This is a genomic window from Bryocella elongata (assembly GCF_900108185.1).
In the GTDB taxonomy this organism is placed as follows: domain Bacteria; phylum Acidobacteriota; class Terriglobia; order Terriglobales; family Acidobacteriaceae; genus Granulicella; species Granulicella elongata.
In genome coordinates, this window is the sequence record NZ_FNVA01000007.1 from 242,983 (window position 1) to 269,038 (window position 26,056).

Annotated in this window: 28 protein-coding genes; 20 read left to right on the forward strand and 8 right to left on the reverse strand. The window is 64.1% G+C overall.

The genetic code is table 11. The features are described from left to right. The first annotated feature begins 32 nt into the window (after positions 1-32). Positions 33-1,451, forward strand: coding sequence for a TonB family protein (locus C4S68_RS19095; protein ID WP_103934703.1), 1,419 nt, complete (start codon positions 33-35; stop codon positions 1,449-1,451). A gap of 10 nt (positions 1,452-1,461) precedes the next feature. On the opposite strand, the gene C4S68_RS19100 is transcribed toward C4S68_RS19095, so the two are convergent. Then, entirely contained in the window at positions 1,462-2,175 is a 714-nt protein-coding gene (locus C4S68_RS19100) for an ABC transporter ATP-binding protein (protein ID WP_235011716.1), read from the reverse strand. Between the two features lie 236 nt (positions 2,176-2,411). On the opposite strand from C4S68_RS19100, the gene C4S68_RS19105 reads away from it, so the two are divergent. Together C4S68_RS19105 and C4S68_RS19110 are read left to right on the forward strand one after the other, a co-directional pair. Next, positions 2,412-3,062: an energy transducer TonB family protein gene (locus C4S68_RS19105; protein WP_103934705.1), complete on the forward strand. Its 651-nt coding sequence runs from the start codon at positions 2,412-2,414 to the stop codon at positions 3,060-3,062. A 60-nt stretch (positions 3,063-3,122) separates the two neighbouring features. Next, positions 3,123-3,722, forward strand: a complete 600-nt coding sequence (locus tag C4S68_RS19110) for a hypothetical protein (protein ID WP_103934706.1) — start codon at positions 3,123-3,125, stop codon at positions 3,720-3,722. Between the two features lie 100 nt (positions 3,723-3,822). Here C4S68_RS19110 and C4S68_RS19115 read toward each other — a convergent pair whose 3' ends face one another. After that, on the reverse strand, positions 3,823-4,260 hold the full coding sequence (locus C4S68_RS19115; protein ID WP_103934707.1) for a hypothetical protein: 438 nt from the start codon (positions 4,258-4,260) through the stop codon (positions 3,823-3,825). 117 nt (positions 4,261-4,377) lie between these two features. On the opposite strand from C4S68_RS19115, the gene C4S68_RS19120 reads away from it, so the two are divergent. From C4S68_RS19120 to C4S68_RS19130, 3 genes are all read left to right on the forward strand, one after another. Further along, entirely contained in the window at positions 4,378-5,703 is a 1,326-nt protein-coding gene (locus C4S68_RS19120) for an adenylosuccinate synthase (protein WP_235011717.1), read from the forward strand. A gap of 157 nt (positions 5,704-5,860) precedes the next feature. Further along, complete coding sequence (locus C4S68_RS19125) at positions 5,861-6,148, forward strand: putative quinol monooxygenase (RefSeq protein ID WP_103934709.1); 288 nt, start codon at positions 5,861-5,863, stop codon at positions 6,146-6,148. A gap of 371 nt (positions 6,149-6,519) precedes the next feature. Further along, positions 6,520-6,957, forward strand: coding sequence for a nuclear transport factor 2 family protein (locus C4S68_RS19130; protein ID WP_160115244.1), 438 nt, complete (start codon positions 6,520-6,522; stop codon positions 6,955-6,957). Positions 6,958-6,993: 36 nt separating this feature from the next. Here the strand turns inward: C4S68_RS19130 and mutM are convergent, their stop codons facing one another. Next, on the reverse strand, positions 6,994-7,809 hold the full coding sequence (mutM, locus tag C4S68_RS19135) for a bifunctional DNA-formamidopyrimidine glycosylase/DNA-(apurinic or apyrimidinic site) lyase (RefSeq protein WP_103934711.1): 816 nt from the start codon (positions 7,807-7,809) through the stop codon (positions 6,994-6,996). A 9-nt stretch (positions 7,810-7,818) separates the two neighbouring features. Further along, the gene (locus C4S68_RS19140) at positions 7,819-8,019 is read right to left on the reverse strand and encodes a hypothetical protein (RefSeq protein ID WP_146072231.1); all 201 of its coding nucleotides are present in this window, start codon (positions 8,017-8,019) and stop codon (positions 7,819-7,821) included. 86 nt (positions 8,020-8,105) lie between these two features. Here C4S68_RS19140 and C4S68_RS19145 point away from each other — a divergent pair, with 86 nt between their 5' ends. Then, complete coding sequence (locus tag C4S68_RS19145; RefSeq protein WP_103934713.1) at positions 8,106-8,618, forward strand: DinB family protein; 513 nt, start codon at positions 8,106-8,108, stop codon at positions 8,616-8,618. A 38-nt stretch (positions 8,619-8,656) separates the two neighbouring features. Here the strand turns inward: C4S68_RS19145 and C4S68_RS19150 are convergent, their stop codons facing one another. Next, complete coding sequence (locus C4S68_RS19150; RefSeq protein ID WP_103934714.1) at positions 8,657-9,079, reverse strand: hypothetical protein; 423 nt, start codon at positions 9,077-9,079, stop codon at positions 8,657-8,659. A 194-nt stretch (positions 9,080-9,273) separates the two neighbouring features. On the opposite strand from C4S68_RS19150, the gene acpS reads away from it, so the two are divergent. From acpS to kdsA, 6 genes are all read left to right on the forward strand, one after another. Continuing rightward, entirely contained in the window at positions 9,274-9,654 is a 381-nt protein-coding gene (gene acpS, locus C4S68_RS19155; RefSeq protein ID WP_103934842.1) for a holo-ACP synthase, read from the forward strand. A gap of 243 nt (positions 9,655-9,897) precedes the next feature. Beyond that, a complete protein-coding gene (locus C4S68_RS19160; protein WP_103934715.1) occupies positions 9,898-10,983 on the forward strand; it encodes an MlaD family protein in 1,086 nt (361 codons plus the stop codon). 164 nt (positions 10,984-11,147) lie between these two features. Then, the gene (locus C4S68_RS19165) at positions 11,148-13,211 is read left to right on the forward strand and encodes a M13 family metallopeptidase (protein ID WP_103934716.1); all 2,064 of its coding nucleotides are present in this window, start codon (positions 11,148-11,150) and stop codon (positions 13,209-13,211) included. 257 nt (positions 13,212-13,468) lie between these two features. Next, positions 13,469-14,719, forward strand: coding sequence for a lactonase family protein (locus C4S68_RS19170; protein ID WP_103934717.1), 1,251 nt, complete (start codon positions 13,469-13,471; stop codon positions 14,717-14,719). A 111-nt stretch (positions 14,720-14,830) separates the two neighbouring features. Then, positions 14,831-16,099, forward strand: coding sequence for a lactonase family protein (locus C4S68_RS19175; RefSeq protein WP_103934718.1), 1,269 nt, complete (start codon positions 14,831-14,833; stop codon positions 16,097-16,099). A gap of 280 nt (positions 16,100-16,379) precedes the next feature. Beyond that, a complete protein-coding gene (gene kdsA / locus C4S68_RS19180; protein WP_103934719.1) occupies positions 16,380-17,222 on the forward strand; it encodes a 3-deoxy-8-phosphooctulonate synthase in 843 nt (280 codons plus the stop codon). 76 nt (positions 17,223-17,298) lie between these two features. Here kdsA and C4S68_RS19185 read toward each other — a convergent pair whose 3' ends face one another. Next, the gene (locus C4S68_RS19185) at positions 17,299-17,895 is read right to left on the reverse strand and encodes a DUF2393 family protein (protein ID WP_235011718.1); all 597 of its coding nucleotides are present in this window, start codon (positions 17,893-17,895) and stop codon (positions 17,299-17,301) included. Continuing rightward, positions 17,882-18,934 carry an ATP-binding protein gene (locus C4S68_RS19190; RefSeq protein WP_103934720.1) on the reverse strand — a complete coding sequence of 351 codons (1,053 nt, stop codon included), beginning with the start codon at positions 18,932-18,934 and terminating at the stop codon, positions 17,882-17,884. The genes C4S68_RS19185 and C4S68_RS19190 overlap by 14 nt, the downstream gene beginning before the upstream one ends. 154 nt (positions 18,935-19,088) lie before the next feature. Here C4S68_RS19190 and C4S68_RS19195 point away from each other — a divergent pair, with 154 nt between their 5' ends. From C4S68_RS19195 to C4S68_RS19220, 6 genes are all read left to right on the forward strand, one after another. Then, positions 19,089-19,511, forward strand: a complete 423-nt coding sequence (locus C4S68_RS19195; protein ID WP_160115245.1) for a DMP19 family protein — start codon at positions 19,089-19,091, stop codon at positions 19,509-19,511. A 9-nt stretch (positions 19,512-19,520) separates the two neighbouring features. After that, positions 19,521-19,880, forward strand: coding sequence for a cupin domain-containing protein (locus C4S68_RS19200; RefSeq protein WP_103934722.1), 360 nt, complete (start codon positions 19,521-19,523; stop codon positions 19,878-19,880). 105 nt (positions 19,881-19,985) lie between these two features. After that, positions 19,986-21,437 (forward strand): ethanolamine ammonia-lyase subunit EutB, encoded by a 1,452-nt coding sequence (locus C4S68_RS19205; protein WP_103934723.1) that lies wholly within the window; start codon positions 19,986-19,988, stop codon positions 21,435-21,437. A gap of 69 nt (positions 21,438-21,506) precedes the next feature. Then, positions 21,507-22,280 (forward strand): ethanolamine ammonia-lyase subunit EutC, encoded by a 774-nt coding sequence (gene eutC, locus C4S68_RS19210; RefSeq protein WP_103934724.1) that lies wholly within the window; start codon positions 21,507-21,509, stop codon positions 22,278-22,280. A 197-nt stretch (positions 22,281-22,477) separates the two neighbouring features. Beyond that, positions 22,478-22,714, forward strand: a complete 237-nt coding sequence (rpmE, locus tag C4S68_RS19215) for a 50S ribosomal protein L31 (RefSeq protein WP_103934725.1) — start codon at positions 22,478-22,480, stop codon at positions 22,712-22,714. A gap of 66 nt (positions 22,715-22,780) precedes the next feature. After that, complete coding sequence (locus C4S68_RS19220; RefSeq protein WP_103934726.1) at positions 22,781-23,224, forward strand: hypothetical protein; 444 nt, start codon at positions 22,781-22,783, stop codon at positions 23,222-23,224. A gap of 62 nt (positions 23,225-23,286) precedes the next feature. Here C4S68_RS19220 and C4S68_RS19225 read toward each other — a convergent pair whose 3' ends face one another. Next, positions 23,287-24,198 carry a hypothetical protein gene (locus tag C4S68_RS19225; protein ID WP_103934727.1) on the reverse strand — a complete coding sequence of 304 codons (912 nt, stop codon included), beginning with the start codon at positions 24,196-24,198 and terminating at the stop codon, positions 23,287-23,289. A gap of 520 nt (positions 24,199-24,718) precedes the next feature. Between C4S68_RS19225 and C4S68_RS19230 the strand changes: the two genes are divergently transcribed. Next, positions 24,719-26,053, forward strand: a complete 1,335-nt coding sequence (locus C4S68_RS19230) for a tRNA dihydrouridine synthase (protein WP_103934728.1) — start codon at positions 24,719-24,721, stop codon at positions 26,051-26,053. Positions 26,054-26,056 lie beyond the last annotated feature (3 nt).

Genomic DNA, 26,056 nt, shown 5'->3' on the forward strand with positions numbered 1-26,056 from the left:
AGGTACGCTGGAGCACACAACCCGGAGACCCCATGCGCACGTTGAGCCGTCTCGCCGCATCCCTTCTGCTCGCCCCCTGTGTGGCCCTCTGCTCTAAGGCGCAGACCTCGCCCGCCCAGACCGGAACCCTTGGGCCGCATCTGGCATCTGGCCCCATGGCAGGAATGCTTCTTACGAAGGTCAACCCGATCTATCCCGAAGAAGCGCGTGCCAAACACATAACTGGAACGGTGAAACTCCGCGTCTCGGTCGGCGAGGACGGCAAGGTGAAAGACGAGAAGCCTGTCTCAGGACCTCCGATTTTGATTCCTGCCTCCGAGGAGGCGGTGCGCCAATGGCGATATGTCCCTTACCGCTTCGGCAGCGAGCCGGTTGCGATGGACATCACCGTAACGATGAACTTCCGCATAAACGGCGATGAGCGACTGCCCGCACCTTCGCAGCCAGACCAGCCGACCCTGCTTCATGTCCCCAGTGGCGCGATGGCCGGGCGGATCGTGACGAAGGTGCAACCGGTCTTCCCGGAGACGGCTCGAAGGAAGCATATCAACGGCACCGTCGTCTTCCACGTCATCATCGGCAAGGACGGCCACGTGAAGGAGGTCACGCCGCTCTCCGGCCCCTCGCTCCTCATACCCAGCTACACCGAAGCCATCCGCCATTGGACCTACTCGCCCATTCAGGTCAACGGCCAGCCCGTTGAGGCGGAGACGCTCGTGACGATCAGCGTCGCGATGAATGGCGGCCCTGCGCCCGCGCCCCCCGGAGTTGATTGTGTTCTTCATAGCGTTCCCGCGTCATTCGTCACACCGAATGTTCCGCAAGACCTTCCTATATCGGGGACGATCGTGCTTCGGAACTCCCTCTCAAGGGTGGAACCCTCCTACCCGCAAGAGAGTCTGCCTCTCGCAGCTCAGTCCGTAGCGGTGCGCCTAGAGATATCCGCGAACGGTCACGTCGAGGGGGCCTGCGTGATTTGGGGGCCACAGGCGCTGAGGGATGCGGTCCTGGCGGCGGTTCGGCAATGGCGGTTCCGCCCTTATCTATTGAACGGAGAGCCGACTCGGGTAGAGACGGGCTTCGCACTCAGCTACCCGGGAGGCCCCGCCCACCTGGTGGTGCAGAATGCGACCCCGAGGGACTGGCCGATCGTCGCCCCCGAGGTAATGGAATCGAGGCTCGTTCACCGCACGGACCCAATACTTCCAGAGAGGCTCCGCTGCACGACAGAGCCCGCTTCCATGACGGGCACGGTGGTACTGCAGGTCGCCATTGATGCGAAGGGAAGGGTAAAAACTGCCAAGCCGCTGTCTGGGCCTGATGTTTTTCGAACCCCAGCACGACAAGCGGTGAGTCAGTGGACCTACAGACCTTACGAGGACCGAGGTTACCCGATAACCGTTACAACGCAGGTCGCGCTGCCGTTTCGCGCCTGCATTACCGGCCCCTAAAATCCTGGTTCTAGAGCAGCATCGTCTCCGGCAGCCGCCCCATCCCCTGCTCGATCCGCAGCACCCGCCCGTCGCGAATATGCAGAATCCGGTCCGCGATCTGCGCGGCTTCGGGGTTGTGCGTGATCATCAGCACGGTCTGGTTCAGCTCGCGGCTGGACTCCCGCAACATCGAGAGCACCGCATCGGAGTTCCGGGTATCGAGATTGCCCGTCGGCTCGTCGGCCAGCACGATCGCCGGCCGCGTGATCAGCGCACGTGCAATCGCAACACGCTGCTGCTCGCCGCCGGAAAGCTCGTTGGGTCGGTGCTGCAGGCGCCCGTCGATGCCCAGCATCTCCGAGAGCTTGCTCAGCAGCGCCTCGTCGAACGGGCGGCCGGTCTCGGCGATGTCATGCGCCAGCTCGATGTTGGCCCGCGCCGAGATCGTCGGCAGCAGGTTGAACCGCTGGAAGACGAACCCGATGTGTGCCCGGCGCAGCTTCGTTCGCTCGCCGTCCGACAGCCGCGAGAAGTCCTGCCCCTTGATGAGCAGCGATCCCGAGGTCGGCGACGTAAGCCCGCCCAGGATGTAGAACAGCGTCGACTTGCCCGACCCCGAAGGTCCGACGATCGACACAAACTCGCCCGCCTCCACATCGAAGGTCACATCGCGAAGAGCCGGAACTTCCAGCTTGCCCGAACGGTAGGTCTTTCCAAGGTGCTGCGCAGAGATAATCGGCACGAGGCCTAGTGTATCGCGGGCGGCTGCTCGCCTCCCAAACGCGGTCGTCCTGCTTCCCGTCGATCTTCCCATCGACGACGGCACTGCCTCGAGTCCCGGTGTCCCATATCTCCAAATCCGGAAGAGATGTGGGTTTGCAGGATGTCAGAGGACGATGCGAAGCCTCTTCAGCTCCGGCCGAATAGGACAACGTAACGCCACGCGAAACCTTCATCGTTTACCCTGTACCCACTTCCATGGCCTCCGAATCTCTCCGCATGCTGATGCCGGGCCTCGCCCTTGTCCTTTCCCTCGCCTTCAACCCCGTTCCCGCCCGCGCCCAAGGCCAGTCCCCCGGTGTTCCCGACGCCCCGCTCCCTGCGGCTCCCTCCGCTCCGACGCCTGCCAAACCCAGCTTCGCCCTGCCCAAGCCCAGCTACGTGCCGCCCGGCCAGGACATACCCGTTCCGGCAAAGTCAACTGCTGCAGAGTTCTGCCACGCTCCTGCCGTTGGAGAGTTCGCAGGCTTCAATCAGCCGGTACTGGTGAACCTTCGCGGCGCGCTGGACAGCTATTTCCAGGATGTCAACAACCGGATTCACGGCCAATGGGTGCACAACATGTCCATCGGCCAGCGCAACGCCTGGGCCACGGCCAAGATCGCGACAGTGCGCTATGGCGTCCGGCCGGACGGCAGTCTCATCGGACCGGAGCTCACCGTGTCCTCGGGCCACGCCAATGATGATGAGCACGCGCTGGAGGCCGTCCGCTCGCTTCACTCGTTTCCGCCTCTGCCGGCCGGCATCGATCACCCGGTCTTCGTCTGCCTGCGACTCGGCTACAACACCGGCGAACCCCAGCCCGAGCTGCCAAACTCGATGTTCAAAGACACACAAAAGAAGCCGTAGCCAGCATCGTTGGTTCCCGGCGCATAAGCTGTTCCCATCGTTGCTTCGGAGGTCTTCGCAATGGGCTTTGCAATGTCCTGGCTTGCAGTCAAAGGTGTCGCTCCCGATCTCGTCCTCGAGACACTGAAACTGGCCCGTAACGGCGAGATCGACGACTTTCCGGCCGAATCGGCGGTCTCGGGTAAGCTCCTCTCGACGGGATGGTTCGTCCTCGCCGTGAACCGCGGCGATCACAAACTCGTCCGCCCCGGGACTCTGCAACAACTCTCAGCCCTGGGTGAGGTGGTCGCCTGCAACATCGAAGAGCACGTCATGATGAGTACCGCTGAGGCATGGCGCAACGGCGTCCAGGTCTGGTCTGTCATCCACGATGCGCAACGGGGAATCGCAAATCTGGAGACAGTGGGCGACCTTCCAGACAACTTCCACACGATCAAGCAGGAGTGCGCAGCCGAACTCGAGAGAGCCGGAGGAGAGAAGTCCGATACGGATTTCCTCTTCGACATTCCGGTCAGGCTGGCGCAGGAACTCACCGGCTTCCGGTACGACGCTGCTGGCGACGACAATACAAATTTCGAAGTCCTTGTGCACGTTCGGGAGATACCCTCGGTCGCAGCGCAGACGCTCGCTAGCCCGAGACCCTGGTGGAAGTTCTGGTGAACGGTATGCCCCATATCTCGAAGAGATGTGAGTTTCCAGAATCCCCGATGGTCGGACCATAGTTCCGTGCCACGTGCTTTTTCAGCCACAAAGGGTGCCTTCACATACCGGTCATGGTGCCGTCGACGTTCCAGATCGTCTCCAGCTCGAACTCGCCTTCGAACTGCGATCGGACCGCCGTGGCGTGGATGCTGAAGATGTTGAACTCCGGCGCCAGGCAGAGTTCCATGCGGACACTCCCCCGAAAGTTGAGCGGGAGTCTGAACAGGCCCGACGCATTCGGAACCAGAGAATCCTTCTCGCCATCGAGCCACAGATCGCCATCGGAGGCGTTCTGATCCAGCTCGACCACCCGGCCCTCGATCCGCATTCCCTCAAACTGAAACCTGACATTCTGCCAACCGCTTTCGTAGGGAGGATCGAGCAGCCTGCGCTCAGACCGGTAAACGGAGGCGTGAAACACGGCATAGCCGTGCCCATCTTCACCACACACCAGCTCCTTTAGCCAGGAGTCATGAAACTCAAAGGCGTAATCCATCTCTGCGGCCCTCCCTGTGTCCCCGAAGTATAATGACTCATGGGCGTGGCCCTCCCCTCGCGGAGTGGAAGCACGCACTTCCCCCCTTGCACCACCCTTTTCGGAGACAACCATCCCGTGAGTCAGTCCGCGCAGAAAAGCCGCCGTCCGTCCGCCGTCATTCTAGGAGCCCAATGGGGCGATGAGGGCAAGGGCAAGATCGTCGATGTCCTCAGCGAAAAATTCGACATCGTTGCACGTTATGCCGGCGGCCACAACGCGGGCCACACCGTCATCATCCACGGCAAGAAGTTCGTCCTGCAGCTCATCCCGTGCGGCGTTCTGCGCCCCGGCTGCAAAGGCGTCATCGGCAACGGCGTTGTGTTTGACCCCGCCGCCTTTCTCAACGAGGTCAAGAAGCTCAAGGACGCCGGCCTGCCCGTCGATGGCCAGCTCTTCGTCAGCTCCCGCGCCCAGGTCATCCTGCCGTACCACCGCATGATCGAGCTCGCCGCCGAGACGGCTCCCGGCCGCCAGCCCATCGGGACCACCCGCCGCGGCATCGGCCCGGCGTATGAAGACAAGGTCCACCGCAACGGCCTCCGCGTCATCGATCTGCTGAACACGTCGCTCCTGCGCACGCACATCAACAATGCCTGCCACGAGAAGAACACCATCGCGCACGCCCTCTTCGGCACGGAGCCGCTCGACCCGCGCCAGATGTACGAGGATTACGCGCGCATGGCCGAGCAGGTGGCCCCCTTCGTCACCGACACCGCCTACCTGCTCAATGACGCGATGGACCAGGGCCAGAACGTGATGTTCGAGGGCGCCCAGGGCGCTCTGCTCGACATCGATCACGGCACCTACCCCTTCGTCACCAGCTCGTCCTCCACGGCTGGCGGCGCGGTCACCGGCACCGGCGTCGGCCCCACGAAGATCGGCACCGTCATCGGCGTCACCAAGGCCTACGTCACCCGCGTCGGCGAAGGTCCGTTCCCCACCGAGGATTCCGGTGTCATGGGCGAGCTGCTCGCCCGCCGCGGCAACGAGTTCGGCGCCGTTACCGGCCGTCCCCGCCGCTGCGGCTGGCTCGATATCCCGCTCCTCCGCTACTCCAACATGATCAACTCCACCGAGTGGCTCGTGGTCACCAAGATGGACGTCATGGACGAGTGCCCCGAGATCCCGGTCTGCGTCGGCTACAAGATCGACGGCAAGCAGACCGACCAGGTTCCCGCCGACATGGTCGGCTTCCGCAAGATCGAGCCCATCTACACCACCCTCCCCGGCTGGATGGAATCGACCGAAGGCATCACCGACTACGACCAGCTGCCCCAGAAGGCCAGGGAGTACATGGCCTTCATCGAGAAGGAGTCCGGAGCGAAGATCGGCATGATCTCCACCGGCCCCGATCGTGTGCAGACCATCAACCTGCCGGAGTTCGAGCAGCTGCTCGGGTAAGTCAAGCCACTCAAACCGGGTGCCCCGGGTCCCTTAAGGGACCCGGGTTTTTTTTTGGGCACTCCGCATCTCGCAATAGAACGCGTTCACCGTAGATTCACAGCCACATCTGGAAACCGTTCGCCTCGGGCATCCCGACTCTCGTATCTTGAAACCTATGATTTCATTCACCGTTCGCATGAAGTTCCGGCAGGACGACGTTGCCGAGATCGCAGAGATCCTTCGCCAGCTCACCGCTGCCTCGCGCCTCGAGCCCGGCTGCGTCAGTTACGTCCCGCACTTCGTCGAGTCCGAGCCGGACACCGTCGTCATCTACGAGCAGTACAAGGACGAGGCCGCCGTGGAGGCCCACCGTGGCACCCCACACTTCGCCAGGTACGCCGTCGGCGGGCTTTACCAGAAGATGCTCGAGCGCCACGTCGAAACCTTGATCGCCGTCGCTTAAGCGGCACCTGGGCCGGGAAGCCAGAATGGAACTCTCAGCGTCTACCCTGTGGGGGGCCTGTGCGGCCCATCACTGGCACGTCGACCGTCCGCGCGCAGGATGCGTGAAGGGACGAATTCGGCGCTCCATGTATCAGGATCGGACGCCAACAAGGGTTCCTGCATCAAAACAGGTAGTGAAGCAGGGACTTTACCAAAAGATGTTTTGACGCTGCTTCGAAGATCGGTCTAGTATCCAGTACGCATTTGGCCCGCAAACCAGTCGGTCTCGGGGTTTCGCGGACAGATCGCGAGTCGCTTATGTATCGCGTGTCTCCACTTCGTCGGGTCTCTGCTCTCCTGCTGGCCGGTCTTCTGGTCACGCAACCTCTTTTGGCGCAAAAGCACGGGAAACGCCTCGCTCGCGAAGAGGTCTCCACCCTGGACGAACAGTGGCGCTCGGCGATCCTCGCTGACGACATCGCTGCCATGGACAAGCTGCTCTCCGACGACTACCTGGGCATCACCGGTACCGGGCAGGCCGTCACCAAGCTGCAGCAGCTTGACCGCATGCGCAGCCGCTCCATCGCTCTCACCCGCTTCGATGTCTCCGATGTGAAGGTCAAGCTGGTCGGCGCCGTCGCCATCGTCACCTCCATCGCAAATATCGACGGCATGATGGACGCCAAGCCCACGCATGGCAGCTTCCGCTCCACGCGCGTCTACCAGAAGCTCGCCAACGGTGCCTGGAAGCTCACCAACTTCGAGGCGACCCGGGTCCACAATCCGCGTGGCCAGGCCGCTATCGAGGCCGCCTCCCAGGTTCGGTAGCAACCTTGCTGGAAGCTAACGGCTAGCATCTTCCGTTTACTTCTGGCACCTCGGGCAATACACCGTCGTCCGCCCGCCCACAACGATCTTCTTCAGCGTCGCGCCGCAGTCGTGGCAGGCCTCGCCTCCCCGGCTGTAGACCTTGTGCTGCAGCTGAAAGAATCCCCGCACCCCATCCGCATCCACGTAATCCGAGACCGACGACCCGCCCAACTGAATCGCATGCGCCAGCACCTGCTGCACCGCGGAATGCAGTCGCAGCAGCTCCGCGCGAGTCAGTTTGCCTGTCTGTCGTGTCGGCCGGATGCCCGCGCGAAACAGGCTCTCGTCCGCGTAGATATTGCCCACTCCATGCAGGATCGACTGGTTCAGCAGCGCGGCCTTGATCGCGAGCTTACGCCCCTTGAACAGCGTCGCAAACTCCTCGGCGGACACGGTCGTCGGCTCCACGCCCGGCCCGGTATAGCCCTCCGCGCCGGTCTCGACCGACAGCCGCCCAAACCGCCGCGCATCGACGAACCGCACCTCGCGGCCGTCCGCCAGCGACAGCACCGCATGTGTATGTGGCGGCAGCGCCACCTCCGCTGACGACACCAGCAGCCGCCCCGTCATTCCCAGGTGAACGAGGAACTGTCCCGCAGCCTTGCCGCGTCGGGTCAGGTCCATCACGATCGACTTGCCCACGCGCCTGATGTGCGCCAGCGTCGCCCCAGTCAGCGTCTCGACGATCTCGCTCTCCGGCGACTTGAATGTCTGCGGCTTGCCGCTGGTCCACACCCGCACCACGCGCTGCCCCGCAACACGCGCATGTACGCCATTGGCGACGGTTTCGACTTCAGGAAGCTCTGGCATGGCCTGTCCTCAGCAGTTGGGTTGCGCCGTGTCGTCGATGCTCACCAGGGATTCTCCCTCGGCATAGACGGTGGAATCCTTCGCTGTCGCCAGCTCCCGTGGATCGTTGGCCCACTCCACGTTGTCGTAGATCAGGTGATGGTTGCCCTCGATGTCCTCGGTCGCGCTCAGCAGCCGCGCGATCACCTCGTGGTCGTCATCGAAGCGCATGAACACTCTTCGATTCTCAAAGCTCCGCATTCGTTCGAAGGAGACAGGCATACCCTCCAGCATATCCACTTGCGTACACTACCCGCATGCCTTCGAACGACGTCATCGCACACGCCTTCCTCGACTACTCCTCCAGCCACCTGCTCGCGCTGCAGAAGGTCATCGGCGCCTGTTGTGACAAGCTCAACGACGAGCAGATGCTGCACCGCGAAGGCGACTTCGACAACTCGGTGACCAATCTGCTGCTGCATCTCGCTGGAAACATGCGCCAGTGGGTCATGCACGGCATCGCCGGCCATCCCGACGTCCGTACCCGCGATGCGGAGTTCTCCCTCGCTCCGAGCGAATCACCCGCCGAAGCCCGCCGCATCTTCGACACCACCATCGTCGAGGCCGCTCAGGTTCTCGCCGCTGTCGATCCCGCCCGCCTGATGATCGTGATCGACCCGCAGCCCAACGGCACCTGGCGCAACCCCACCATCCTGCAGGCCATCTACAAGGTCGTCGGGCACGTCGATCACCACGCCGGGCAGATCATCACCGCGACCAAACGCCTCACCGCATCGGATCTCAACTTGTCGATGCCTCGCGCCCGCTAGGCTCTACCGGTTGCAAGCCGCGGCAGGGAAACGCTCGCCTACGCCAGCGCTGCCCGCGAAGCGACCATTGGCAGGCTGTGCTCGTCCTCGTCCAGGAAGCTGACTTCCATGCGGATGCTGATCAGCCGATGGCAGCCTGCAACCGGTGTGTTTTGGCGCAGCGTGCACAGCGAGGTCAGGTCCCGGTGGCCGGCGCGGGTGAACTCCATTCCGGCGCCCACCACGGCGCTATAGAGCTCCATGATGGAGCGCAGCTGCACCTCGAACCAGAACTCCACCCGGCCGCTCGGCAGCACCTGGCGGTCCAGGATCCAGCCCCCGGTAGTACTCACCGCGTCCAGCAGGGCAGGGAGCACCGTGCGGCGCTCTTCGTAGCTGAAGCAGCGAACATCGACGGACAGGCCACTCGCGGCAGCTGCGGCAGGGCGTTCGTGCGGTTCGGTATGGACCCTCGGAATCATGCGTCAGGTTATCGGCGAGTGTGAAGGCACCGCAAACCCTGTCTCAGGATGGCTCCCAAACGGACGTAACGTGTCCCACGTAGGCAGGTCGCTGTCGCAGATCGGGACAGTTGCCGGCCAATGCCATGATTGCCATACACTTAGCAGCCGCACGAAAGGCGAGGGGCATCCTCGACCGGGGTACACTGAGGCCCATGATCGTAGGCCTCGGCACTGACCTGATTGAGATATCCCGAATTGAACGCAGCCTCGAGCGTTTGGGCGACTCGTTCCTTCACCGGGTCTATACGCCCGGCGAAATCGCCTATTGCCAGGCGAAAAAACGAACCTCTGCGGAGAGCTTCGCCGCCCGCTTCGCCGCCAAGGAAGCTGGAGCCAAGGCCATTGGCACCGGCATCAGCCGCGGCGTCAGCTGGAAGGAGTTCGAGGTCCGCCGGCGTCCCGGTCAGCGGCCGGAGCTTCACCTCACCGGCCGCGCCGCCGAGATCGCCGCCCGCCAGGGCATCCGGCGATTCTCCCTGTCCCTCACCCACTCCCGCGAGCTCTCCATGGCCTTTGTCGTCGCCGAGGACTGAGCCCAAACAACATCCGCATCTCGCTCCAGCGTTGCGGCATCCAAATGTTCCAGTCTGTAGGTTTCGCTTGTAGGGTTTTTGCGCGCAGGTTTCGCCCCATCCGTGGGGTCCGCGCAACGTGCCGCGCTGGTACGATTGTCTCCAGCCAAGCACAAGCCGTGCCGCTCCCGTCGCGACTCGCGTCGAAGGGGGCCGCAAGCGCGCCACCGGACCGCCGCCAACCTCGACGCGAAAGGGAGGGCTATGCCCAGTCAGCAGGAAGTCAAATGGTCGCAGCTCAAGGTCGGCGTGATCGTCATCGTCTCGACGACGCTGCTCTGCATCCTGATCTTCCTGATGACCAGTGCCTCGGGGTTCAGCCTCTTCAGCCACAAGATGCGCGCCTACGTCTACCTGTCGAACTCCGGCGGCCTCAAGGTCGGCGCACCGGTTGGGCTGGAAGGCGTCACCATCGGTGAGGTGAAGAAGGTTCAGATCATCGGTGACCCGGCCCGCAAGCTGACACCCGTCAAGGTCACCATCGAGTTCAACCCCAAGTTTCACGCCGACCTGCACACCGATTCCGTTGCCTCCCTCACCACCATCGGTGTCCTCGGCGATACCGTGCTCGACATCAACAGCAAGAGTGCGACCGGCCCGGAGATCCAGGACGGCGCCGAGTTGCACACCGCCGACGGCGCTGGGATTGCCTCGCTGATGGACGCCGGCCAGAAGACCATCCAGAACCTGAATCAGACGCTGGCCAAGCTCGATGGCGTCGTCTCGGACATCCAGTCAGGCAAGGGCACCATCGGCAAGCTCATCACCGATCCCCAGCTCTACATCGAGACCCGCGACACCATCCATCAGCTCAACGTGCTCTCGACAAACCTGAACAGTGGCAAGGGCACGGTCGGCAAGCTGCTCACCGATCCCCAGGCGTATGACCGCCTCAACGACGCCACGCTCCGCCTCGACAACATTACGAAGAAGATCGACTCCGGCCAGGGTACCGTCGGCAAGCTCCTCAACGACTCCGAGGCTTACGACAACCTGAACTCCACGCTCAAGCACGCGAACTCGCTGCTGGCCGAGGCCGACGCAGGCAAGGGCACGCTGGGCCTGCTCACCAAGGACCCCGCCTTCGCGAAGAAGCTCGATGACACCGTCACCCAGCTCGACACGCTCATGACCGGCGTCAATCAGGGCAAGGGCACGCTGGGCAAGTTCGCCACCGACGACGCGGCCTACACCAACGTCAACAAGCTCCTCACCGCAAGCACGGACCTCGTGACGACCATCCGCAAGGACCCCAGGAAATACCTGACGATTCACCTGAAGATCTTCTAGGCTGTATGCCGCCGCACGAGCCTGTTACCTCATCGCCCTTCAGCTCCAGCGCAGTCTCTGGCAGACTCCTGCTGCACGATCAGCGCCCTCTGATATCCCACCATTTGGCACCGCGCATCGCTCCCGGTATGCTTGGCGAAGCCCACCCAGCCTCAAGGAGCTTTATGCGCGCTCTTCTTCCGCTCGCTCTCTTCGCCGTCTCCGCGCCCCTGTGCCTGGCGCAGTCTCTTGGCGCCCCGTCCGACACCGCGCCGACCGCCGCTCCCGTCAAGCCGCTCGTCTTTGATGCCACCGCCATCGACAAGACCGCCGACCCCTGCACGGACTTCTACCAGTACGCTTGCGGCAACTGGGTCAAGCAGCATCCCATCCCTGCTGACCGCACCACCTGGGGCCGCTTCAACGAACTTGCCGACTACAACAACTACCTGCTCTATGCCGATCTCAAGAAGGCCGCGGACGCTCCAAAGACCCCGCTCCAGAAGAAGTATGGCGACTTCTTCGTTGCCTGCATGAACACCGCAGCCATCGATGCCAGGGGGCTTGAGCCCGTGAAGGGCGAGCTCGCCACCGTCGCATCGCTCAAGAGCAGCAAGGATCTTGCCGCCGTCAACGTGAAGCTCATCCAGCTCTATGGTGGAGGCTCCGAGTTCTTCCGCGTCGGCGTGACGGTAGACCAGGTGGACGCCTCGAAGCAGATCCTCGCCACCGGCCAGGGCGGCCTCTCGCTGCCCGATCGCGACTACTACCTCTCCGACGAACCCCGCATGGCAAAGATCCGCGAGCAGTACCTCACCCACATGACGAAGATGTTCGGTCTCATGGGTGACCCGCAGGATGTTGCAGCCACCGAAGCCGCTTCGGTCCTGCGCATCGAGACCGCGCTCGCCAGGGGCTCCATGAGCCGCGTCGAGATGCGCGATCCCGCCAAGCGTTACCACATCATGACCATCGCCCAGCTCCAGGCGCTGAGCCCGGACTATGACTGGAAGGCTCATCTCGCCGGCGTGGGCATGGCCTCCGCACCCACCATCGACGTCACCTCGCCCGGCTACGTCACCGCGGTCAACGATGTGCTCGCGAAGGAACCACTCGACGCCCTGAAGAGCTACATGCGCTGGCACACCGTGCACAGCGCGGCGCCGTGGCTCTCGCAGCCCTTCGTCGATGCCAACTTCGAGTTCTTCGCGCAGACTCTGAACGGACAGAAGGAGCAGCTCCCTCGCTGGAAGCGCTGCACCACGCTGGTCGATCAGTCCATGGGCGAGGCCGTCGGCCAGGACTGGGTCAGGGAGAATTTCCCACCCTCCGCCAAGGACAACATGGAGAAGCTCGTCAAGGCGCTCGAGGTCTCGCTCGGCAAGGACATCCAGCAGCTCGACTGGATGAGCCCCGCCACCAAGGCCGAGGCCGAGAAGAAGCTCGACGCCATCCGCCACAAGATCGGCTATCCCGCCACCTGGCGCGACTACTCGAAGCTCGAGGTCAAGCGCGCAGACCTCCTCGGCGACGTCGAGCGCACCGGCAGCTTCGAATACAAGCGCGACCTCAGCAAGTACGGCAAGCCCGTCGACGAGACCGAATGGGGCATGACGCCGCCCACCGTCAACGCCTACTACAACCCGCCGATGAACGACATCAACTTCCCCGCAGGCATCCTGCAGCCGCCCTTCTTCGACAACGCCAAGGATGCTGCGGTGAACTTTGGCGGCATCGGCGTCGTCATCGGTCACGAGATGACCCATGGCTTCGACGACCAGGGCTCCAAGTACGACCTCCACGGCAACGTGCGCCAGTGGTGGACGGATGAAGATCTCGCCAAGTTCAAAGCCCGCACCGAATGCATCGCCAGTGAGTACGACGGCTTCAACGTCGCTCCCGGCCAGAACCTCAACGGCCACCTCACCCTGGGCGAGAATACCGCCGACAACGGCGGCATCCGCATCGCCTACCAGGCGCTGCTCAGTGTCATGGCAAAGGACGCGAAGGCCACCGAGTCGATCGATGGCTACACCCCGTCTCAGCGCTTCTTCCTGTCGTTTGGGCAGATCTGGTGCGAGAACCGCACCGAGCAGATCGAGCGCGTCCGGGCCAAGACCGACCCCCACAGCTCCGGAAAGTGGCGCGTCGACGGCACCGTCCAGAACTTCGACGAGTTCGGCAAGGCCTTCGGCTGCAAGGTCGGGCAGCCAATGATGCCTGTATCCGGGGGCTGCCGCGTCTGGTAGCCTGTGTGGTGTGATCTCACAGAGCCCCACGTTGTGCCGCGGTTTCGGCTGCGCCGTGCGTGGGGCTCGCTATCGCTACGGAGTCCGTCTCCGCCAGAATCCGCTCACTGCAGCAAAACGAACCGCTGCCTCGTGCGTCCAAATTGGCAGAAACAGGTTCTAGCTTCTACAATCAGGGGAAGGTTTGTATCTCCTCCCCGAGAGAGTTTTCCTCCCATCCGGCACACGCTGCGATGGGAAGGTGACGAAGGAAACGCATGAAGTTGAGTTTGTTCGGCCGGCTCGCTGTGGCCCTGTTCGCGTCGTTGGTTCTGGGTCTGGGCATGACCGGCTGCGGCGGCGGTACGATCGCCTATCTGTGGGTGCTCGGCCAGCAATACAACCAGGTCGCAGGTTTCAAGGTGGATGACTACACCGGAAATCTGACCGCGGTTACGCATTCGCCCTTCTCCTCGCAGGGCGCGAACCCCGTGTCCATTGCCGTCAAGTCGGGCGGTCGCTTCGTCTTCGTGCTGAACCAGGGCACCGGCGGAAGTGCTTCCGGTCGTGGCGCCTCTTCGGGTGTGGCCGTGTTCAGCGTAGGTGGCGATGGTTCACTCACCTACCAGGCCACCTACCAGAGCCAGGGCTACGTGCCCCAGTGGCTGGCGCTGGACTCCACCGGCAGCTACCTGTACGTCCTGGACAAGTACTCCCCCGGCTATGTCGCTTCGACGAACCTGTACACCGGCGCCAACACCGATGGCCTTGGTGCGATCACCGCGTTCTCGATCGACGGAACCACCGGGCGTCTGAGCCTGGTCACCAACTCGACGGTGCTGCGGAATGGCCTCAATACGCCGTTCTTTGAAGTTGGTGGAAGCCCCTTCATGATGAAGAGCCAGGGAAGCTGCCTGCTCACCGTGAACTCGGCCGACAACTCCATCTCGCCCTACACCTTCGGCACCAACGGTCAGCTGAACTTCACCGGCTCCACCGGCAACTACATCGTCTCCGGTGCGAAGACTATCAGCTCGATCAACGGCAGCGGCTCCTACGTCTACCTGACCGATAGCAGCGCGAACACGATCATCCCGTACTCGCTCGGTACCAGCTGCACGCTGACCCCGGTCACTGGCGGCAGCGTGGCCAACGAGTCCGGCGCGTCCGATCCGGTCTACACGCTGCTCGACTCCACCTCGAAGTACCTGTACGTCCTCAACCACGCACAGGTCACGACCGGCAGCTCCACCCAGGCTTACAGCTACCTCTCGGCGTACACGGTCAACACGACCAACGGCCAGCTCACCCCCATCTCGGATGCCCCCTACACGGTTGGCTCCGGTCCGGTGTGCATGGTCGAGGATCCGACCAACCAGTACATGTACGTCTCGAACTACAACGACGGCACGGTGACGGGTAAGCTTCTCGACCCGACCACGGGCCGCCTTGAGGCGCTCTCGCGCGGTTCGACCTTCGCGGCTACCGGACAGGCCACCTGCCTCGGTCTCAGCGGCTCGGTCGACTAAGCCCCGTATTGGTGGAGGGTGCGGAAACGCACCCTCCCGAATCTGTTTCATCCCGGTCTTCAGGCCGGGTACACCACGGGCCGCCGCGGCGGTCCCAGGCAAGGGAAACACATGATGTTCCACAAGATGGTTCGCCCCACGCTGGCAGCGGCTGCCGCACTGGCCGTCAGCCTCGGATTCACGGCATGCAGCCGTGATTACGTGGCGGCCTACGTCTATGCTCCCTCAAACACCACGGGGTCGATCTCGGCTTACGGCGTCGACTACCAGAGCGGCGTCCTCACCCAGATCAACGGTTCGCCGTTCCCCAGCCAGCTCACCAACCCCGTCACGCTGGTCACGCACCCCAACAACAAGTTCCTCTACCTCATCGGCGGCACCCAGAACGCCGAGGTGGAAGAGTTCGCCATCGGTACCGACGGCAAGCTCTACGGTTCGAACACGTACAACATCACCGGAACCTATCCGACCGCCGCGGCTGTCGATACCACCGGCAAGTTCCTCTACGTGACCTACCAGTACCAGAAGGCCTACACCCCGGTCTCGACCGGCCCCGGCGGCCTCACCATCTTCCCGATCAACTCGGATGGTTCGCTCGGTACCGCCGTCAACATGAACCTCGGTATGTATCCCGCCGCGGTTGCGGTCTCTGCGATCACCTGCGCTCCCAACGCTGCGCTGGGCTCCACGAACCCCGCCTGCACCGGTACCTACGGCTCCGGCCACCAGAACGTCTTCGTCTACGTCGTCGACCAGGGTGACCAGACCGTCGTCGCCTTCACGCAGAACGTTGCCACCGGCGCGCTTACCGTCGCCGGCTCTTCCACCTGCGCGGCGACCACGCCCAGCACCTGCACCGGCTACGCGGCGGGTGTCACGCCGAGCGCCATCGGAGTCGATCCGACCGGCCGCTTCGTCTACGTGACGGACAAGACCTCCAACGAAGTCATCGGCTACTCCTCGGCGCTCACCTCCAACGGTGCGCTGACCCCGCTGACCTCGAGCCCCTACACCACCGGTTCCTACCCCGTGGGTCTCACCATCGACCCCCGCGGCGACTACCTCTACACCGCCAACTACAACGGCGGCTCGGTGTCGGGCTTCTCGATCAACAGCTCCAACGGTTCGCTGGGCACCATCGCCTCGACCTCGGGCTTCACCACCAAGACCGGCCCTACCTGCGTCACCATCGAGCCGGCCCTGGGTATCTACCTCTACACCTCCAACTACCTCGACGGCTCTATCTCCGGTGGCCAGCTCAGCGCCAACACCGGTCAGCTCTCGGGTGTGGTCGACTCCCCGTTCCCGACCTCGACGCAGCCCGTCTGCATCGCTTCGGTAGCCAACGGTTCGCATGCCAGCTCGCTGGTCAATCCGTAAGGGCGAGTGAGTAGACCGTAGTGAGTCAGTAAAGCCGAAAGCCCGCCGCGATCCTGTGGCGGGCTTTCGCATGTGCGGCAGGCCATTCACCCTGCCCATCGCCGTTAGAGCTCCTCTGTTCAGTGTCCGCTCTGCAAGCGCGGCCTCTTGCAGGGGGGCAGGGCGGTGTTTTGTTGGGGCGGGACTTCAGTCCCGCCGTAAAGGTAGCGATTACGATGCGGCTTGAGCCGCTGAGGGAACGCCTGGGTCTTCGCCCGAGTCCCCCCTGGAAAGGAACACCATGACTGGCAGCTTTCAACTAGGCTCCATCACCGTCGGCGGACCGAAGCTCTTCCTCATCGCCGGCCCCTGCGTCATCGAGAGCGAACAGCATGCGCGCAAGATGGCCGATGCCATCCAGCGCATCACCTCCGACCTCGGCATCCCGTACGTCTTCAAGGCCAGCTATGACAAGGCCAACCGTACCTCGATCCGCAGCTTCCGCGGCCCCGGCCTCGACGAAGGCTGCCGCATCCTGCGCCTCATCGCCGAATCCAACGGCCTCCCCGTCCTCACCGATGTCCACACCCCCGAGCAGGTAAAGCAGGCGTCCGACGCCCTTGGTCCCGCTGAAGCGCTGCTCCAGATTCCCGCCTTCCTCTGCCGCCAGACCGACCTGCTCATCGCTGCTGCCGAGACCGGACGCGCCATCAACGTGAAGAAGGGCCAGTTCGTCGCTCCCAGCGACATGCGGCACGCGGTCGAGAAGATCGCGGACACCGCCGCCCTGGCCAACGCCACAGCCCGCGTCTGCCTCACCGAGCGCGGCGCCAGCTTCGGCTACAACAACCTCGTCGTCGACATGCGCTCGCTGCCCATCATGCGAGGCTTCGCTCCGGTCATCTTCGATGGCACCCACTCCGTCCAGACCCCGAGCGCGGCCAACGGAGTCTCCGGCGGCCAGCCCGAGTTCATCCCTGTGCTCGCACGCGCCGCTGTCGCCGCCGGCATCGACGGCATCTTCCTCGAGACGCACGACGACCCCGCCGACGCCAAGTCCGACGGCGCGAACGCCCTGCATCTCAACCATATGAAGTCTGTGCTGGAGTCTCTGCTGGCGATCCACACCGCAGTGGCGCGATAGTGCTAGCGAATAGGGGGCAGTGAGTAGAGAGGAGACCACTACTCACTACTCACTGCCCTTTACTCACTGCCTCTCCCTACTTCTTCCCCACGCGAACCAGCCGGATCTCCGGCATCTGCTGGTCCCAGTTCGGGTCTACCCTCTCAAAGGTCAGGCGGAAGTCCGCGCTCTTGCCCGGCGCGATGGGCGCTGCGTTTACCGGCTCCACATCGATGTAGGGCTCACGCGCGCGAATCAGCATCATCGGTTCCGTCTCGATGTGCGGCGCATTCCCCACCACATTCCCAAAGACCACCTGCACCGTCACGCCCGTCACGGTCGAGCTTCCGTTGTTCGCGATGTGCCCATCGATGTACAGCTGCTTCGCGCCGGAAAAGCTCGTCGACTCGCTCATCGCCAGCCCTGTAACCGGCAGGCTCGCAGCATAGGCCGCCGCGGGCTGCAAGGTCTTCAGATTCGCATCCACGGCCTCGCTGTGCCGCCCCAGCAGCACCAGCGCCGTCACCAGGAACACCACCGCGGCAGCGGCAATCGCCACCGCTGTCGTCGGAAAGCTACGCTGCTCGGTTCTCGGAGTCGCAAACATTGGGGAGGTGCCTGGCTCAAACATCCTGTTCTTGTCGCTTCCGTTCATCGGCCCGTCCTGCTCCTGCACCATCCTACTGACGTTCATCGTCGCGTGGCTGGTGCCTTGCTGCAAAGCGGCCCAGCCGCGCGCGTCCCACGGGAGCATGGCTGCTCTCCGTCGCCGCACGCCGAATATCCAGGCTGCCGTCTGCCTTGAGGATAAACTCGTCTTCCACCACTGCGGGCTCCGCATTTGCAGGCTGCGGAACCACCGCCGCTACAGGGGCGGGAAACCGCTGCGCCGGCCGAGCTGGAGCCGCCGGCTGAACCGCATGCGCTGGCGCCACCATGGACGCCACGCCGCGCGATGCCCGCCCAAAGTCCGCCCGCTTCACCGTCCGCCGGAAGTCCACGCCGCGCATCTCCACCACCACGCACATCTCCTGCAGGCGGCTGAGCACGCGGTTGCCCACGCGATCGCCCAGCGTGCGATCGCTCATCACCCGCTGCGCGTCGGTCATCTGCGCCAGCACATCGCGGTTCGTCTCCGGGGCGTTCGTGTAGTTCGTCGTCACGATCGTCGTCAGCCGGTCCTTATAGCGCGTGTTCAGGATGTGCGCGACCGTATCGAACACCCACTCGCTCGGCTTGGAAGCTCCCAGGTCATCGATCACCAGCACCTCGGCCTCAAACACCGGCTTCAGGATGCTCAGCTCCGTCGCCGAAACGCGCGGGTCATAGCTGTTCTGCACCTGCTTCAGCAGGTCGCGATAATCCACAAACAACCCGCGCACGCCGCGCTCCACGATCAGCCCTCGCAGCACACTCGCCGCCAGATGCGTCTTGCCCAGCCCCGGAGTGCCCACAAACATCAGCCCCGTCCGGTCGGTCGCCACCGGGTAGCCGTCCACAAAGTTCTTCGCGATGTTCAGCGCCATCGCCAGCGACCGGTCCGCGGAAGGGAACTGCGTGTCGTAGTCCTCCAGCGTGCAGTCCATGTAGCGATCCGGCAGGTGCGCGGCTTCAATCCGCCGCTGCGCCCGCCGCTCGATCCGGCAGCGACACTCGGTGGCCGCACGCGACCCATCTGGCCGCTCCACCAGCCGCAACCCAGCTCCACCGCAGATCTCGCACACAGCTTCCATCGCAACCCAACTCCAGCTACCAGTATCGCAGTTTGACGAGTGGGCGATGGGGATGTGGATCGTTGTGGCAAAGCGCGACCTGATGTGCATCCCCGCACGGAATCAAGAGCACCACGCGCTAAGATGTCTAGCAAATCGCTACCCGAGAGGATCTATGAGCGAAGGTCTTTTGTTCGCCGTCGAGACGTCGCTCTCGCGGCTCTCCTACTCTGAGCAGTCGTCAGCCCAGCGTGTGTTTACTTTGCTTTGGGAACTGGAGGCCGAAGTCAATAACGGAGGATTCTGGCAATATTTCTACAATCTCTCGGGAGAGCACGCGCCGGAGGCACCGGACGCATTGCGCGCTATTGGCGCAAACCGTTGTGCGTCCCTCGTGGACCGAGCGCTTACGGCTGTTGCCATACTCCCGGAGGATTACGCGATCGAGGATCGCCGACGGGAGATCGTGAACGGTCTGACGAGCGAGGTTCGAGATTCGCTGAATGAGCTCGATACAGAGTTCTATACCTATCCAGATAATCTCAGCGCCCTCCTGACTGACTTTATCCAGGCTCATCGGTACGAGTTTTCAATTTAGGCAAGCCATATGCTGACGCAAGTAATCTCAGCCACCACCGCCGAGCACTACCGCTGGGGCGGCCCCAACGCCGACCAGGCCGACGGCTGGTTCCTCGTCAAGCAGCCCGGCCTGCACGTCATCGAAGAGCTCCTCCCGCCCGGCGTCACCGAGGCACGCCATCTCCACAAGATCGCCCGCCAGCTCTTCTACGTCCTCGCCGGCGAACTGACCATGGAGGTCGATGGCGATACCTTCACCGTGCCCGCAGGGAAGGGAATCGAGATCGCCCCCGGCCTCGCGCACCAGGCCGCCAACCACGGCCCCGCCGACCTCCGCATCCTCGTCATCAGCCAGCCACCCAGCCACGGCGACCGCTTCCCGGCATAGCAAAGAACCCGCGAACGAGCAGCGCCAACGGCGAAGCCGCACCCTGCGCGATGCGCCGCGGACGGGCGCAGCCCGCTGTTCTCCACGCTACAATCGCCGCAAGCGATGCCATACGACATCACCCTCCGCGGCGTGCGCCACACCTTCGCAAACCTCCGCGAGCTGCTCGCGAAGGCCTCGCCCCTGCGCTCCGGCGACCAGCTCGCCGGCCTCGCCGCAGAAAGCTCGGAAGCCCGTGCCATCGCCCAGCACGCCCTCGCCGACGTTCCCCTCGCCGCCTTCCTCGAAGACCTCCTCATCCCCTACGAGGCCGACGACGTCACCCGCCTCATCGTCGACACCCACGCGACCTCCGCGGCTCAAGCCGCCTTCACCCCCATCGCCGGCCTCACCGTCGGCGAGCTCCGCGACTGGCTGCTCTCGGACGACGCCACCACCGACAGGCTGACCGCGCTCGCCCCCGGCCTCACGCCGGAGATCGTTGCCGCCGTCTCCAAGCTCATGCGTGTGCAGGACCTCATCGCCGTCGCCCGCAAGTGCGAGGTCGTCACCCGCTTCCGTACCACGGTAGGTCTCAAACAAAGACTCTCCACACGCCTGCAGCCGAATCATCCCACCGACGACCCCGCAGGCATAGCCGCCTCCATCCTCGACGGCCTGCTGCTCGGCTCCGGCGACGCCGTCATCGGCATCAACCCCGCCTCCGACAGCCCGCAGTCGGTACTCAAGCTCCTCGCCATGATCGAGCACGTCCGCGAGCGCTTCGCCATCCCCACGCAGAGCTGCGTCCTAGCGCATGTGACGACTCAAATGCGAGCCATAGAACAGGCCGCAGCCGCAGGCACCCAGGCCCAGCTTGACCTCATCTTCCAGTCCATCGCCGGCACTGAGCTCGCCAACAAAGGCTTCGGCATCACGCTCGATCTCCTAGCCGAAGCTGAATCCATGGCCGCATCCCTCCACCGCAACCCCTCGCAGCCAACGCCTAATCCCTATTCCCTAATCCCTAATCCCTGTCTCTTTTACTTCGAGACCGGCCAGGGCAGCGCCCTCTCCGCCGAAGCCCATCACGGTTGCGACCAGCAGACCCTCGAGGCCCGCGCCTACGCGGTCGCCAGCCGCTTCTCGCCCTTCCTCGTCAACACCGTCGTCGGCTTCATCGGGCCGGAGTACCTCTACGACGGCAAGCAGATCCTCCGCGCCGGCCTCGAGGACCACCTCTGCGGCAAGCTCCTCGGCCTGCCGATGGGCTGCGACGTCTGCTACACCAACCACGCCGAGGCCGACCAGGACGACATGGACACTCTGCTCACGCTGCTCGGAGCCGCCGGCGTCAACTACATCATGGGCGTCCCCGGAGCCGACGACGTGATGCTCAACTACCAGTCCACGAGCTTCCACGACGCCCTCTACCTCCGCCGCACCCTCAACCTCCGCCCCGCACCCGAATTCGAAGCCTGGCTCGCGAGCCCGCACTTCGAAGACCTGAAGCGCCTTGGCCCCAATCCCACAGCCCTGCTCCCTCTGGCATCTGGCAACTGGCCAACTGGGACCTGAACCCCAACTCACCCACGAAAACCCACAACTCGCGGCTCAGAACCCGAAACTCGATCACAACCTGTCTCGATGCCCAGCAGCCTCAACCGCCAGCCGCCCACCACCACCGCCCGCATCGCCCTCGGCCGCACGGGCGACGCCGTGCCCGTGGCCGAACACCTCCGCTTCCAGCTCGATCACGCCCTCGCCCGTGACGCCGTCCACGCCACCCTCGACGTGCCCATGCTCGAGCGCGGCCTCCGCGAGCGCGGCATCCCCGCCATCACCGTTCACAGCGCCGCCCGCGACCGCAGCGAGTATCTCCGCCGTCCCGACCTCGGCCGCCGGCTTGCCACCCATCCGGGTGCCCCAAGTCTCGACTCTGAGACGTGGGTTCGCAGCATGCCCGCGGGGTCCCACGAGTCCCCAACCCTCGCCATCATCCTCGCCGACGGCCTCTCCGCCCTCGCCGTCGAGCGCCACGCCCTCCCGCTCCTCGACGCCCTCGCTTCTCGAATCCCTAATCCCTCCCCCCGAATCCCTGTCGTTATCGCCACCAACGCCCGCGTAGCCCTCGGCGACGCCATCGGCGAGGCCCTGGGCGCGCGCATCACGGTCATGCTGATCGGCGAGCGCCCCGGCCTCAGCTCACCCGACTCCCTCGGCGCCTACCTCACCTGGAACCCCCGCCCCGGCCGCGCCGACTCCGAGCGCAACTGCATCTCCAACATCCGGGCTGAGGGCCTCAGCTACGCCGAAGCCGCCGCCCGCATCGCCCACTACCTCCGCGAGGCCCAGCGCCTTCACGCCACCGGCATCGCCCTCAAGGATCCCGACACGCCGCCGCTGCTTGGGCCCGCCTGAGTCCTTCTCATTCCTCCGGCATCTGCTAAACTAGAAAGAGCGCCTGAGGCCGCGATGAGACGCGGTCCAAGCTCCGAGCGCGTCAGGAATCCGATGCATCGCTCCTCTCGTACCGTGACTCCTCCGGGCGACGTCGATGCAAGCGGGCCGTTCTCGGGCGGGTTAGCACGAGGGCTCTGCCCTCAAAAGGAAACATCATGCCGAAGCAGGGAGTTCACCCCCAGTACGACGAAATCACCGTGAAGTGCGCTTGCGGTTCCAACTTCAAGACGCGCTCCACCCACAAGGGCGACATCGTCCTCGAAATCTGCTCCGCCTGCCACCCCTTCTTCACCGGCAAGCAGAAGCTGGTCGACACCGCCGGCCGTATCGAGCGCTTCCGCCGCAAGTTCGCGGACACCGAAGCCAAGAAGGCCGCCGCCACCACCAAGTAAGCAGCTTTCGCAACTCGATTCACACAAAAGGCCTCCGCACCCGCGGAGGCCTTTTACTATGTCCGCATGGCTCCCGCTCGCAAACCGAAGACACCCCAGCCCATGGAAGACGGCCTCACCCTCCGCCAGTCGGTGGCGATGCGGCTGCAGGGCAAGTTTGACGGCGAGGTCAGCTGGAAGTTCGGCCACGCCTCCTTCGAGACCGACCGCAGCAAGGTCTTCTGCTTCATCACGCGCGAAGGTCATCTCGCGCTGAAGCTTCCCCAGCCACGCATCGCGGAGCTCATCGAGGCTGGCATGGCCAAGCCGCTCTGCATGGGCCAGCGCTCCATGCGGGAGTGGGCCGTCGTCCCCGATCCCGAGTCCGCCACCACGCTCAAGCTCCTCCGCGCGGCCCAGCTCTACGTGGAGTCGCTGCCGGTCACTCCGGCAAAACCGCGCGCCGCCAGGAAATTGGCCGCAAAGAAGTTCTCGGCAAAGAAGTCCTCAGCCTCACGCATCGCCCGCTGACAGCCACAAACGGCAAGGCCTCCGCATCCGCGGAGGCCTTGCTGTTTCGATCCACTTCGTTCCTAGTAAGGTCCGTACGGCCCCATGCGATATCCATACGGATAGGGGGCCGCCACTACCACCGGCGGCGGAGGCGGATAGGCATACACCACCGGCGGACGCTGGTACATCGGCCTTGGAGCCTGCTGCACGTAGTTGTTCACCACCACCGGCTGCTGGTACTGCGGCCGCGGAGCGTACTGCACCGGCGGTGCGTAATACTGCTGCGGCTGTGGCGCATACTGAGGCTGCTGCTGGTACGCCTGTTGCACCGGCGCCGGCTCCTGGTACATCGGCCTCCGTTGCAGCTGCGGCGACTGGTAGTCCTGGTACGTCGGCTCATCCGAGGTCACGCGGCTCGCAATCGCCGGGTTGCGCACCGCGTTCTCCTGCGGCGTCGGGATGCCGAAGTCGTCGATCACCTTCAGCGTCAGCTTGTCTTCCGGCTTCAGCACCGGGCGAGGTCCGCGCCGCGGCAGGTTGATCAGGTCGATCGGCCACAGCACCGGGATCAGCCACGTCACCACGTCCTTCACCGCGTGGCCCTTGCCGTCGATCCGGCCCAGGTCATCCACCTTGTAGTTTGCCGCCTGGATCACCCGTGCGTTGATCGGCACAATGGTGTCCGGCTGCACGACCATGCGGTCGAAGTCCAGCTCCATCCAGCCCTTGCCCACGAAATGCCCGGGGTCCTTGAACGCCGCAAAGTGCCCGATGAGGTAGCTCCCATAGGGAAACGACCCGCGACCATAGGCCTCGGTGTGGCCCAGGGTGCAAAGCACGGGGTCGCCCACGTGCTCGGTCTTAGAGGAGATCTTGCTCTCGGCCACCGTGCAGGAAATCACCGAACCGGCAGGAACAAGCTGGTCGGCCCGGGCAGCGGTGGAGGTGACGGTCGCAACCGCCAGAAGTGTGAGGTACAGCGTGCGTTTCATGGACGAGCCCCCGAATCAGAAATGAACTTCTCTACGGCAAAACCCTTTGAAGACGCTCACAACGAACGGGGCGCCCGGTGGGCAGACCCTGACGGCCACCTCACCGCTCTGCCGGACCTTGGCCCGCCGTCGGCCGCCGCGGCGGCACTCCTGCAAGCTCAACCCGGCGACACGCGCGACGCGCCGCGGCGAAGATTCCGCCGTAGAACCAGGGCCCGAAACAACCGGTATTCCTTGAATTGCAGAGAATACTTCCCGGCATCAACCCGGCCAATACGCAAAGTTGCGGCGTCCCATGGATTAAATTCGCCGAAAGAAAGCAAATTTCCCGGAAATGCATCGATCCAGTACACCGCAACCGCTCTCCTCCCCCAACCGGGCCACGCTACCTCCACCGGCGATAAACTGGAAGAGACAGGGATGGCCGCGCGGGCCGTCTCCACCCGCACCCCGACGCCGCACCCCGCGGTCACCCGCCGGCATCTGGTATCTCGCATCTCGTATCTCGCATCTGGAACCCATGGACAAGCGCTGGACATCTGAATTCGCCGCCGAGGCTCGCAGCCTCCCCACCGACGCTCGCGTCCCCGCCGAGTTCCACATCGGCCCCGTGCGCATCGCCCCCGCCACCGTGCTCGCCCCCATGGCCGGCGTCACCGACACCGTCTTCCGCCGCTTCATCAAGAACGCGAGCATGTATGCCACGAACCCGGGTGCGTCAGGTACGTCGTCTAATCCCTGTTCCCTAATCCCTAATCCCTCCTCGGTCGACGCGACAGCGTCGAACGAGTCCTCCGGCTGCGGCCTCATCATGACCGAGTTCACCTCCGCCGACGGCCTCTCCCGCATGCGCGAGTCCAAGCGCAAGCGCTACCTCACCTACTACGAGGACGAGCACCCCATCTCCGCGCAGCTCTTCGGATCCAATCCCGTCACGCTCGCGGAAAGCGCCAAGGTCTGCCAGGACGCCGGCTTCGACATCGTCGATCTCAACCTCGGCTGCCCCGCCAAGCGCGTCGTCGCCTGCAACGGAGGCTCCGGTCTCCTGCGCGACCTCCCCAAGATCAAGGGCATCTTCGAGGCCGTCCGCGCCGCCGTCAACATCCCCTTCACCGTCAAGTTCCGCATGGGCTGGAACGACACCAACATCGTCTGCGTCGAGCTCGCGAAGATGGCGGAAGACTGTGGCCTCAACGCCGTCGCCCTCCACGCCCGCACCCGCGAGCAGGGCTACGCCGGCGAAGCCCGCTGGGAGTGGATCGCCTCCGTCAAGGACGCCGTCAAGATCCCCGTCATCGGCAACGGCGACATCCGCACCCCCGAAGACGCCGTCGCTATGGTCGCCGCCACGCACTGCGATGCCGTCATGATCGGCCGCGCCGCCCCCGGCAACCCCTGGATCTTCCGCCAGATCGCTGAGTACACGGCGTCACAGGCTGCAACCGGCGTCGGCAGCTACACGCGCCCCACCGACGCCGACCGCTACCGCATGATCCGCGACTACTTCGATCGCCTCATGGCCGAGGTCGTCGAGCACCCCAACCCCGACTACGACGAGTCCGGCACCGAAGCCCAGATCGAGGAAGCCAAGCGCCTCCGCCGCCACCACGAGTCCGCCCAGCGCGACGCCATCGGCAAGATGAAGCAGTTCGCCAGCTGGTTCACCCACGGCGTCCCCGGCGGCGCGGCCTTGCGCCGCGGCATCTTCGACTCCAAACGCGGCGCTGAAGTCATCGACAGGATCGAGATCTTCTTCGAAGAACGAGCCCGCCTTGCCGAGACCTCCGGTGTTGAAGAAAACTTCACCCCCGAACCCGATGAAGAGCTCGCTGCCACGCCCGCATCCTGGGGATGACCA